This is a genomic window from Chryseobacterium sp. FW101-FHT12H09 (assembly GCF_058790395.1).
Genome location: NZ_JBYTCP010000003.1, coordinates 476,496 through 488,650 on the forward strand (window position 1 = coordinate 476,496; position 12,155 = coordinate 488,650).

The following is a 12,155-nucleotide window of genomic DNA, read 5'->3' on the forward strand; positions in this document are numbered from 1 at the left end:
TATCATTAAAACAATAACAAAAAAACTAATAACAAGTTATAAGGTTTATTGGACAAAAATACAGCTAAAGCCTGAAATTGTTTCTAAATCTAAACGTCAGAATTTAAAAAACCACCTGTATATTTTGTGAAAAAATCTAATTTATATACCTCTCCTATGGGAATTTCTGAATCATTGATATAAATATTGTGATTATCAAAAGAGTCAATATAATCAATGTTAATTACATATGATTTACTAACCCTTATAAAAGAATCCGAGGTAATTTTCTGATGAATCGTTTTCAGGTTCATTGCTGTAATCAGTTTCTGATTTTGAGTATGAATAACAACATAGTCCTTTAAACCTTCAATATACTTAATATCTACAAAATTGATTTTATAAAATCTTCGTTCCGCTTTAATAAATAAAAAATCGGATGTATTAGACTCCACGGTACTTTTTATGGTGTCTGCAGATAAAAGTTCAGTATACAGAATGGCTTTATCTATTGCTTTTTTTAACCTTTGCTTATCAATAGGTTTCAATAAATAATCCACCGCTTCCAGTTCATAACTTTTCAAAGCATATTGTGAATAAGCGGTTGTAAAGATGATTAAAGTACGCTTTGGAAGCATTTCTACAAATTCCAATCCAGTCATCAAAGGCATTTCTATATCCAGAAATATCAAATCAACTAAGTTATTCTTAAGAAAATCCAAAGCGGAATGTGCATTAGAAAATTCACCAAGAATCTCAATTTTAGAAACTTCATTAATTAAAGAATGCATTTCTGCTCTTGCCAAAGGCTCGTCATCTATGATAATACAATTCATAAGGGAATGGTTAAATCAATGGTAAATTCTTTTTCTTCGGAGGTTATATTCAAATAATGTGTATCACCATACAAAAGCTCCAATCTTCTTTTAATATTGGCAAGCCCTAATCCACTATTACTAACATTAGAAATAGGAAAATCCGGATTTTGAGAATTGCGGCATATAAAATGAAGCTTTTGATTTTCTATTTCCACAACTATTCTAACCCACGACTTCTCACCGCTAATATCTACACTATGCTTTACGGCGTTTTCCACAAAAGAGGTAAACAGATTAGGTGGAATAAATGTGCTATTCAAGAGTCTTTTGTCTGTATCACTATGGATATCGAACGAAAAATTTTCCCTTCTTATATTTTCCAGATTGAGAAAGTTTGATAAAAACTCAATCTCAGAAACCAGCAATGTTTTTTCCTCACCATTCTCATACAGCTGATATCTTAAGAACTCTGATAACTTCACGATCATCGTAGATGCCTTTTCAGGATCAGTTCTTATTAATGCTTTTACATTATTCAGCATATTGAACAAAAAATGAGGGTTCATCTGGTTCCGGAGCTCATTTAATTCCATTTTCAATGTAAGATTACTCAACTCTATAATTCTTTTATTATCCCGTGTCCATTTCTGGAGTAATTTCACTGTAGTTGTAGCCAATATAATAGGAACACATGTCATCACTCCTTCATAAAGGCCACCTTTGTTACTATTTTTAGGTATTTCAGTAAGCCTGTAATCCAAAAAGAAATGATTAAAACTATATGCAATAAGATTCAGCCCAATAACTCCGAGTAATATCAACAGAATTAAATACGAAATATAATACGTTTTAAAGAAAAATAATGGCACCAGAATATAAATATTAATATACACCATACTTACTAAGCAAACGTATACATAACATAAAATATAATATTGATAATCTTCAGCAAACCAACGCCAGAAACTTGCACTATATAACAATGCAAAAAAGATTATCAAAAACACTAAATGCCTTAAAAACCGATATCGGTCTTCTACAAGAAAATCGATAACTAAAATATTTTTCAACTCCCGTGAACTGTATTTCATATCATTACAACGAGCAACAAAATTAGTATTATTAAAAACAAAAAGCCGAAAATTATACCAAATCCGAAGTTTATTATACCAATTTACCAATCAGGATTTGGTATAATATCTAAAGGATTTGGTATAAAAAAATTCTAATCCCTCCCTATTCTATTTTTCTTTGCCCTGTTTAATTTACCATTTATGGATATTACCGTTTTCCAAGAACTAACAGAACAAATAACATTGGAATGTTTTTTTATGACCGATTCTCAACAAGAAGAAAAAGTAATTCAGCTAATTGACCTTCATCATTTTATTGAATGTTATGATCCTGGAATAAAAATCCACAAAGCTGTTCACAATCCTATCAATATTATTGAAGAGAATGGCATTAGGAAGGGAATTTTATTTTACGACCATAAGCATTCCAGTCTAATTGACATATCTGATTGTGAAGCATTTAAGAGACTACATCAATTACAGGAAATGTGGTTTGTATTCGTAGAAGAAGATATACATAATCATTCTAATCGACATATTGACTTTATCATAGAAAATAGTCTTGAAACATTTTATGACAGAATATTTCTGTTCAATTTCTTCCAATCAATAATTAACAAATTAAAATAATTTATGAGAAACTTCCGAAAAGTCCTCTTGCCATTCGCTATCCTCCCTTTTAAGAGTATTATTTCTGCCCAAAAAAAAGATAGCATACCGCAAAAAGTCATTGCTTTTGTAACTGATAAATTTCCGCAAACGAGGGATTTCAATCTTGAGTATACTCAACTCACTCCTTATAAATATTCTTCTTCCTTATATGGAGCCAATCAACCGGATAATAAAATCAAAAACTTTCAACAACTGAAAGCCAATGCAAATATTTATTTTTTTAAACATGAAAAATGGATTTTGAATGCAGCATTAAATTATCGTTATACCTCTATTAATGCTGAGAACAACGCCTTCTTTTTACCTGAAGAAAACAATAAAGGAGATTTCCATTATCATTCTGAAGCTTTGAGTATTACCCATATTTCTAAATTATTCAATAAAATGGCCATCTATTCTGCAACAGCCTCAGTGGATGGAAGTGAACAACACTTTGAAAGAGTTCGTGGAATGCTGACGGGTTCTTTAATATTAAAAGCTAATGCCAAAACTAAAATGACATTGGGAGTTGCTTTATTTCTGGATCCAAGCACACAGGTTCCGGCACTTCCTATTTTCACTTATGAACATAGGTTTAACAACGGTTGGGTCGCAGATGTTGTTCTTCCTAAAAAGATATTGATAAGGAAAGATATGTTTTCAAATGGTAGAATTTCTTTTGGAACTGAAATGGATAATACATCTCTTTATATTTATCGATCAGATAAAAGATACGAATTCAGGCAACTTGAAATTAACTCTGGAGCAATTTATGAACATAATCTCGGTTCAAACCTTATCGCCACGCTAAAAACCGGAGTTAGAGTAATGCCAAGGGCTAGGCTATTTGATAAAGAAGAATCTTTCAAAGATTATACGTTAGAAACCACGGCAAAGCCTTCTTTATATTTCAATCTGGGTATTTCTTATAATCCCTTTGCAAGACCGAAGGCGAAATAATTAAAATTTTCCGGTTTCATATTTAACCTCAAGGTTAAATCACTATCAAACCTCCAACACAGCATTTAGTTTTCACATTAATTCGCCACTAAAATTATAGTGGCTGGTTCTACTATTGTGTATTATCTAAACCTGTTAATTAATTAAAATATGTCCATTCCAAAACAAATATTCCAGACTTTTAAGTCTAAAAAACTTCCCTGGCTAACCCAATGGTATATCTGGAGGATGAAAAGAAAAAACCCAGAATATCAATACCACTTTTACGATGATGCTGATATCGAAAATTTCATAACAAATGAATTTCCACCTGAGTACATCGAAAATTACAACAAGCTAACTATTGGTGCTGCAAAGGCCGATTTTTTCAGATATGCTATCTTATATAAGAAAGGCGGAATCTATTTAGATGTAGACAGTGCGGTTACAAGACCGTTCAAAAATCTGATAAATGATGATGATGAAGCTGTAATCAGCAAGGAAAGGCATGAAGGATTATATGTGCAATGGGCACTTATTTTCAATAAAAATCATCCTTTTTTGAAAAAGACATTAGATCTGATGCTTGACAATATAAAGACGCATCGGTATCCTAATAATATCCATGCTACTACGGGCCCATCAGTATTTAGTAATGCAATCAATCAAAGTTTAGAAGAGAACTCAAATATACCATACAGTTTATTTAAAGGGGTTGAATTTCGTGGGTATCTACAATTCAAATATAAATTAGGGAAGTTCTTTTTATACGAAAAAAGGGCTGAACATTGGAAACAGAAACAAATATCCCAGGATATTATTACACAAAATCGAATAACACTATAGAGTTCTTTATATAAAGTATCCTTATAATCATAAAATATTCATCTTAGAATATATCAAATTAAGATCAGATTAATGTTTAAATTTGTTTTCGGGTATTCACTTTTAAACAACATCTCTGCTCATGATTAATATCAACGATTTCATTGATAATTTTTTTGATTTCAATTCTAATATTTACACTCTTCCCTGGGAAATCATCAGTAACCTTGATGATCTTCTGAAAGAGAAGTTTGATAATTTAAATGATGAGTATGAAATTTCCGGTGATGTTGCCGTTCATAAAACGGCAACCGTAGAGCAGAATGTTATTTTCAAAGGTAGAATCATTATTGGCGAAAATTCTTTTATTGGTGCCAACGCTTATTTACGAGGCCCTATTTATATAGGAAAAGATGTTAAAATTGGTCCCGGAAGTGAGATCAAGCAAAGTATAATTTTTAATGAGACTGCTGTGGCTCATTTTAATTATATAGGAAATAGCATTATCGGAAACAGAATCAATTTTGAAGCAGGATCTATTTGTGCTAATCATTACAATGAGAGAAAAGATAAAGAGATATCTGTTCTATTGAATAATGAAATTATAAAAACAAATACAGAGAAATTTGGATCTTTAGTTGGTGATGATTCCAGGATTGGTGCTAATGCTGTTCTGTCTCCCGGAACTTTATTACCAAAAGAAAGTATCGTTAAAAGATTGGAACTTATTGAACAGATTAAATAGATAGATATACGCTACCATATAAAAATTTAAACCCAAAAAGTTGCAAAAGCTTTTCTTCTCAATTTAAAAAAAATCTGACAAAAGTTCGCAAAGGATGAAAATCTATGATTTTCATAACTCACTTATTTTTAACGTTAAGATATTTCAGGGTCTCTCATTAATGGGTTCCCATTTTTGAAAAAAGGTTGATAATGATCACGCCAATCACAATTAATGCAATACCTATGATCGCAGGTAGATCTGGAACCTGTTTAAAAGCTACTACTCCTATAATTGTTATACATATAATGCCGACACCTGACCATATCGCATAAGTAACTCCAATAGGAATATGACGAAGTGTAAGGCTTAGGAAATAAAAAGCAGCAGAATATCCGGCAATGGTTACAAGAGATGGTATAAGCTTTGAAAACTCTTCAGATTTCTTCAGAAATGTTGTAGCAATGATTTCAAAAACAATTGCCAAAATAAGATAGATATAACTGCGGCCCATAGAAAAAATCTTTATTTACAAAAGTAGTAAAAGTGACTGTTATTTTTTTGCTCAAATTCTGTCTATTATTAAATATCCGTAATGAATTATTTATAAGCGCTTTAAAAATAAATTTTTCTTAATATTTAATCTCCCATTTTTCACTTTTAAGTGTTTTATATGATAATGCATTTTATAATAATATGCATAGCATTCCATTTATCAATCTGTAAATACAGAACGGAAATCTTTTATCAAATTAATAATTTTTACGAATAAGATAATAATAATACACATATTTTTTCAATAATACATTAAATTAATGTAAACAATTAATCACGAAAAGCACACACATAAAGCACCTAAATACCTGATAAACATCACACTTATTCTATTTGGCATGTCGTTTGAGAGTTGTAATATTGCAATTAGAAAATTAGTAAAGAAAGTATAATTAAAATTTAAAAAAAACAAAAATGGTAACTTACGCTTTTATCGCAACATGTATAGTAGTATTCGCTTCTTATTTTACAACAGTTAGAAGAGAAAGAAATTAATTAAAAACGCTTAGCTGCATTCAGCTTCGACTATTTATATTAGTTTGTATTGTTTATGTTTGCAATCTGAAAAATCAGATCGCCGCTCTTTTACTCCACTGGAGTAAAAGGGCCCAAAACATAAATTAAATGATCCACCAACTTACTCATATTCAAAAATCAGTTTTTACAAAGCTGAATCAGACAATTTCCAATTTACATCCCGATTTAGAATGCGAAGAATACTTGGGGTATAACTTCCGGCTGAATCAATACCATATCAAATTCAGAAAAGCTAAAATAACTCCGAAGAAAATCGGACAATTTGTTACGTTATGGAAAAGAAATCCAGACACACAACAAACAGAACCTTTTACCATTTCTGACCAATCCGATTTTTATATCATTTACGCTGAACTTGACAACAAGTCCGGTTTTTTCTTTTTCCCGAACACTGTACTTTCTCAACAATCTATTTTAACCACGCCTTCAAAAGAAGGAAAACGAGGATTCAGAGTTTATCCTGACTGGGATATTCCACAAAATAAACAGGCTGAAAAAACAAAGAAGTGGCAAGAAAGTTTCTTTATAGATTTTTCAAAAAGTACATATCTGGAAAAATTTGAAGAGATTTTAAACCTAAACCTATAGCAAGCACCTCAAAATACTCTAAATTTTTATCTTTGTATATTCTAACATGTTCTATAAGAAACATCTTAAAATCATTTAAAAAGCATGAACCTGTACAATCTTATCATCCAAGACAAAGAAGAAGTTACCCTTAATGATGTATTTCTGGAAGAAACCAATAAAGAACAACTTGTACAACTGATCAAAGAACATACATATCTCAAGGAGCTTCAGGAATATGGGCTTCCTGTTAACAATAAAGTTTTTCTGCAGGGAAGTTCAGGATGTGGAAAAACAATGACTGCAAAAGCTATTGCCAATGCTCTCGGTAAAAGCATCATTATCTTAAACCTCAGCAATATTGTTTCATCCCGTATCGGAGAAACTTCTCAGAATATCAAAATGATCTTTGATAAAGCAAGCCGGGAAAGATCCGTTCTCTTTCTGGATGAATTGGATCAGATAGGTAAGGCAAGAGGTAGTGATGATAAAGATGTTGGCGAAATGAGGAGGCTCGTTAATACTTTGATCCAGCTGATCGATTATTATCCCGAGAATGCTCTATTGCTTTGCGCCACCAATCATCCGGAAATTATTGACACTGCTCTATTAAGACGTTTTCAATTAAAAATTAATTATAAAATGCCTTCAAAAGAATTCCTGGATCATTTTTATGACAATCTATTATCTAAATTTCCAGAGGATTTAAAGCATATTGATCGACAATACAATATTTCTTTTGCTGAGGCTAAAGATCATACGTTTACCGTTGTTAAAGGGAATTTAATTAAAAAGCTGGAAACTGAAACTCAATCCGCAAAAATATAAGATAACCTTCAATGGTTTACACAGCTTTTTTAAGTGACCAAGATGACAAAATAAAAATTAATACCTCTCAAAAATTTGAGAGGTATTAATTTTTTAATTTCAAAAAATAGCTGTACAGCTATAGTTTAAAACGATGTGCTATTCGAGGCATATAACTCTAAAATAATTCACTCGTATTCGGCATATTTATTGCTGATAATTCACTAATAACCAAACATATGTAAATATGATAAAAAAACTACTCCCTATTTGCCTATTTATGGCAACACTATTCTTGTATTCTTGCGAAAAAAGCAATAGTAATTTACAAGTTAATGAAAGTCAATCTGCAATTAAAACTACATCTATCATTACGTTTGTTGTAGTGGCAGTAATACTTCTCATAGCATATACGTCAAAATACATGTCGAAAAGAAGACCGTAGAATAAAACGTAAGATTATTAAAAATAATAACCCACTCAGATTTTGAGTGGGTTATTTATGTTTATCTAGAAATAATCTATTACATATAAGCTTCAATAGGCTCACATGTACATACTAAGTTTCTATCTCCGTAAGCTTCGTCTACTCTGGAAACAGAAGCAAAGAATTTGTGATCTCTTACCCAATCCAATGGATAAGCTGCTTTTTCTCTGCTGTATGGCTTATCCCAGGAATCTGAGATGACCAACTGCTCTGTGTGTGGAGCATTTTTCAGTACATTATTTGCCTGATCTACTTCGCCGTTAGCAATCTCATCAATTTCTTTTTTGATCGCAATTAACGCTTCCGCAAAACGATCGATCTCTGATTTGCTTTCAGACTCTGTAGGCTCAATCATCAATGTTCCTGCAACAGGGAAAGAAACAGTAGGGGCATGGAAACCGTAGTCCATTAATCTCTTCGCCACATCAGCCACTTCAATTCCTAATGATTTGAACTGACGGAAATCTACGATACATTCGTGAGCTACTTTTCCGTTTTCGTTTGAATATAAAATCGGGAAGTGTTCCGCTAAAATTTCTTTTAAATAGTTAGCATTTAAGATCGCATGTTCTGTCGCTTTTTTCAATCCTGAAGTTCCAAGCATTTTAATGTATGCATAAGAAATATTCAAGATCAGTCCTGAACCGTAAGGAGCTGCAGAAATTCCATCAATAGCTTCTTTAGATCCTATTTTAATGTTAGCATTAGTAGGCAAGAAAGGCACTAAATGTTTAGCAACACATATTGGTCCAACTCCAGGTCCTCCACCTCCGTGAGGAATTGCAAAAGTTTTATGAAGATTTAAGTGACAAACGTCAGCTCCAATGTTTCCAGGACTTGTATATCCTACCTGAGCATTCATGTTGGCACCATCCATATATACCTGTCCACCATGTTCGTGGATCAGTTTGGTAATTTCTTTAATATTAGCATCAAAGAATCCGTAAGTAGAAGGATAGGTAATCATCACTGCGGATAAATTCGCTGAATTAGCTTCAGTTTTAGCCTTTAGATCTTCGAAATCAATCTCCCCGCTTTCAAGGTTTTTAACAACAACGATCTTCATTCCAGCCATTGCTGCAGAAGCAGGATTTGTTCCATGTGCAGATTGAGGAATCAGCACTACATTTCTATGACCTTCACCTCTTGAAATATGATATTCTCTGATTACCATTAAACCTGCATATTCCCCTTGAGCACCAGAGTTTGGCTGAAGAGAAGTTCCGGCAAAACCAGTAATCTCAGCTAAATCTTTTTCCAGCTCACGGATCATTTCCTGATATCCCCCAGCTTGGTCAACCGGTACAAATGGGTGAACACTTCCCCAATTATCCCAAGAAAGTGGCAACATTTGAGTGGCAGCATTCAGTTTCATTGTACAAGAACCCAAAGAGATCATTGAATGTGTTAATGATAAATCTTTTCTTTCCAGACGTTTGATGTAACGCATCAATTCTGTTTCCGTATGGTATTTATTGAATACTTCTTCCGTAAGAATTTCATCTTTTCTTAAATTCTCTTCAGGAATACTGTAGCCTTCTTTTATTTCTAATTTAAAAGTCTGCTTATCTTTAAACTGAGCGAAAGAAGCCATTAGTATATTCAACTTTTCTAATGTTGTACTTTCATTGATCGCGATACTTACAACCCCTTCTGTAAAATAGTTCAGATTAAGTTTATGATCAAGCATCATTCTTGATAATCTTCCTTTTTCATCTTCGCTCATCGCAATCTTTACAGTATCAAAGATCGGTTCTTCAACAGTCTGATATCCTAAAGCTTTAAGACCACCTTTCAAAGCATTTGCTTTAAAGTGAATCTGATCGGCAATATAATTCAATCCTTTTGGACCATGATAAACGGCATACATTCCAGCCATTACTGCTAAAAGTACCTGAGCTGTACAAATATTTGAAGTTGCTCTTTCTCTCTTAATATGCTGCTCTCTTGTTTGTAAAGCCATTCTTAATGCACGTCTTCCGTACATATCCTGAGAAACTCCAATGATTCTTCCTGGAATATCTCTCTTATAATCCTCTTTGCAAGAGAAGAAAGCTGCATGAGGTCCTCCATAACCCAACGGAATACCAAATCTCTGTGAAGTTCCAACCGCACAATCTGCTCCCATTGAAGCAGGAGATTTTAATTTTACTAAAGCCATAGGATCACAAGCTAAAGCAACCTGAAGATCGAATTTTTTATATTCTACGATATCTTCAGTATAGTCAAGAACAATTCCATTCTTTCCAGGGTATTGTAATAAAACTCCATAGTAAGATTCATCAAACTGATGGGTTTTATGATCTCCTTCTACGATTTCTATTTCTAAACCTTCCGCCTTTGTCTTTAGTACCGAAACAGTCTGAGGTAAAACAAGATCAGATACGAAAAATTTATTTGCATTTACTTTTTTCTGATCTTTCGTTCTGTTATTGAAGAACATATGCATTGCTTCTGCTGCTGCCGTAGATTCATCCAATAACGAAGCGTTGGCTAATGCAAATCCTGTAAGATCACATACTACAGTCTGATAGTTCAATAATGCTTCCAATCTCCCTTGAGCAATCTCTGCCTGGTAAGGTGTATAAGCAGTGTACCAACTTGGATTTTCAAAAATATTTCTCTGAATCGCCGATGGTAAAAGCGTATTATGGTATCCAAAACCAATATAGCTTGTATAATCAGTATTTTTAGAAGCCAATTCTTTTGAATGAATGAGCATCTTATATTCTGAAAGCGGTTCTGAGATATCAAGGTCTTTTTCTAAACGGATAGAAGAAGGAATGGTTTGAGAAATTAACTCTTCGATACTTGAAACGCCGACTCTTTCTAACATCGCCTGTTTATCGGCTTCATTAATAGAAATGTGACGGCTCACAAACTGTTCTGTATTCATTTTTTTTATTAGATTTTGTTTGTAAAAAAGATGGGTAAAATTACATTTTTTTAGGGGATTTCACAACAGTCAAAAATAAGTGATGGATATTGATAATTACTATTGATTAATAAACGAGTGTTTAATAAAATCAATTCAGAAAATGATAATAGTTGAAAATTTTAATTTGTCATATTTATTTTAAAGCTTCAACACACTTTATGAAAAAGGTATAAATCCCATGGTTAAACAATAAGAACAACATGCTGATTTTCAGGGGTGATATTTTTATGAAATTTTATTAATTATATTTATTCTAAATTAATATATTTGCAGCATGAATATGATTACCCCTTTTAAAGTACCGCCTCTAACTCCTGTTTATGCCTTCAATAATGAAGATATGTATTGCGAAAAAAAATCTTGCTGCAAGAAATTTAAGAAAGGAAAAAGATGTAAAAAATGTCCGGGAAGGAAAAAAATGGCTTAATCTAGTTGAAACTTTTTATTAAGAAATAAAGAGCAACTGCCAAAAGTATTATTGCCGCTAAAATTTGTATGATTTTTGGCTGCCCTTTTGGATTTGTTACTGTTCGTGGTTGGGCTTTAAATAAGTCTTCCGCTCCACTTCTGAACTTCTCCGTATTATTTTCAAATACTTCTGTAATTGTTATTCCCTGAACAACCGTTTTATGTAATAATGAATTCGTTGCATGAAGCAAAAGCTGAAATTTACCGTCTTTAAATTCTGTGATTTTAAAAACCCTCTCACCATAAGCTTTCTCTAATCCAAAAGGAAGCACTTTTACAACATCAGCATTGGCTGTCTGCCAGTTTATAATGATCTCTTCCCCTTTTTTCGCATGAATCTTATTCGATGTAAAAGTTTTGATAGCCGGTGGAATATTATATCTGAAACTTTTTTGATGATTTTCTAAATTCTGATCATAAGTTCCTCTCCTGGCTGAATCACTTAATGTTTCATAAGCTTCCTGAATTTCACGAAAACGATCTGCAAAAAAATCGTCGTTCTCATTTTTATCAGGGTGATACTTTAAAGACAATTTTCTATAGGCTTTTTTGATGTCTTCTTCTGAAGCATCCTGAGAAATACCGAGAAAATAATAGTAATCTTTCATGTAGAATGATACAAAAATAAGAATTTATTTCTCTAAATGCACTTAAAGAATATACGATTTTTGTCATTGCAAATTGAGTGATCATCTCTCATATATAACCGAAACCCCTCATAATTCTTTTTTAGGTCTCGCAGATTTCGCTTCTTTGACGGCTGATTGAGAATAAAATACGATCTATA

11 protein-coding genes are annotated in these 12,155 nt (G+C 32.4%); 6 read left to right on the top strand and 5 right to left on the bottom strand.

Features of this window, described 5'->3' with window-relative positions; genetic code table 11:
- Positions 1–89: 89 nt before the first annotated feature.
- Together AC3WRL_RS12880 and AC3WRL_RS12885 are read right to left on the bottom strand one after the other, a co-directional pair.
- Entirely contained in the window at positions 90–815 is a 726-nt protein-coding gene (locus AC3WRL_RS12880; protein WP_492330447.1) for a LytR/AlgR family response regulator transcription factor, read from the bottom strand.
- A complete protein-coding gene (locus AC3WRL_RS12885) occupies positions 812–1,888 on the bottom strand; it encodes a sensor histidine kinase (RefSeq protein WP_492330448.1) in 1,077 nt (358 codons plus the stop codon). Before AC3WRL_RS12885 ends, AC3WRL_RS12880 begins: the two co-directional genes overlap by 4 nt.
- A 240-nt stretch (positions 1,889–2,128) precedes the next feature.
- On the opposite strand from AC3WRL_RS12885, the gene AC3WRL_RS12890 reads away from it, so the two are divergent.
- The 4 genes from AC3WRL_RS12890 to AC3WRL_RS12905 all read left to right on the top strand — a co-directional run bounded on the left by AC3WRL_RS12890 (position 2,129) and on the right by AC3WRL_RS12905 (position 5,030).
- The gene (locus AC3WRL_RS12890) at positions 2,129–2,500 is read left to right on the top strand and encodes a hypothetical protein (RefSeq protein ID WP_492330449.1); all 372 of its coding nucleotides are present in this window, start codon (positions 2,129–2,131) and stop codon (positions 2,498–2,500) included.
- A gap of 3 nt (positions 2,501–2,503) precedes the next feature.
- The gene (locus AC3WRL_RS12895; protein ID WP_492330450.1) at positions 2,504–3,481 is read left to right on the top strand and encodes a DUF6268 family outer membrane beta-barrel protein; all 978 of its coding nucleotides are present in this window, start codon (positions 2,504–2,506) and stop codon (positions 3,479–3,481) included.
- A 150-nt stretch (positions 3,482–3,631) separates the two neighbouring features.
- Positions 3,632–4,306, top strand: a complete 675-nt coding sequence (locus tag AC3WRL_RS12900; RefSeq protein WP_261512572.1) for a glycosyltransferase family 32 protein — start codon at positions 3,632–3,634, stop codon at positions 4,304–4,306.
- Positions 4,307–4,427: 121 nt separating this feature from the next.
- Positions 4,428–5,030, top strand: coding sequence for a DapH/DapD/GlmU-related protein (locus AC3WRL_RS12905; protein WP_214831462.1), 603 nt, complete (start codon positions 4,428–4,430; stop codon positions 5,028–5,030).
- Between the two features lie 157 nt (positions 5,031–5,187).
- Here the strand turns inward: AC3WRL_RS12905 and AC3WRL_RS12910 are convergent, their stop codons facing one another.
- Positions 5,188–5,523, bottom strand: a complete 336-nt coding sequence (locus AC3WRL_RS12910) for a DMT family transporter (RefSeq protein WP_214831463.1) — start codon at positions 5,521–5,523, stop codon at positions 5,188–5,190.
- A 665-nt stretch (positions 5,524–6,188) separates the two neighbouring features.
- On the opposite strand from AC3WRL_RS12910, the gene AC3WRL_RS12915 reads away from it, so the two are divergent.
- Together AC3WRL_RS12915 and AC3WRL_RS12920 are read left to right on the top strand one after the other, a co-directional pair.
- Complete coding sequence (locus AC3WRL_RS12915) at positions 6,189–6,689, top strand: MepB family protein (RefSeq protein WP_492330451.1); 501 nt, start codon at positions 6,189–6,191, stop codon at positions 6,687–6,689.
- An 84-nt stretch (positions 6,690–6,773) separates the two neighbouring features.
- The gene (locus tag AC3WRL_RS12920; RefSeq protein ID WP_214831465.1) at positions 6,774–7,496 is read left to right on the top strand and encodes an AAA family ATPase; all 723 of its coding nucleotides are present in this window, start codon (positions 6,774–6,776) and stop codon (positions 7,494–7,496) included.
- A gap of 503 nt (positions 7,497–7,999) precedes the next feature.
- Here the strand turns inward: AC3WRL_RS12920 and gcvP are convergent.
- Positions 8,000–10,858, bottom strand: a complete 2,859-nt coding sequence (gene gcvP / locus AC3WRL_RS12925) for an aminomethyl-transferring glycine dehydrogenase (protein WP_492330452.1) — start codon at positions 10,856–10,858, stop codon at positions 8,000–8,002.
- A gap of 470 nt (positions 10,859–11,328) precedes the next feature.
- Entirely contained in the window at positions 11,329–11,976 is a 648-nt protein-coding gene (locus AC3WRL_RS12930; RefSeq protein WP_214831467.1) for a J domain-containing protein, read from the bottom strand.
- Positions 11,977–12,155: the final 179 nt, after the last annotated feature.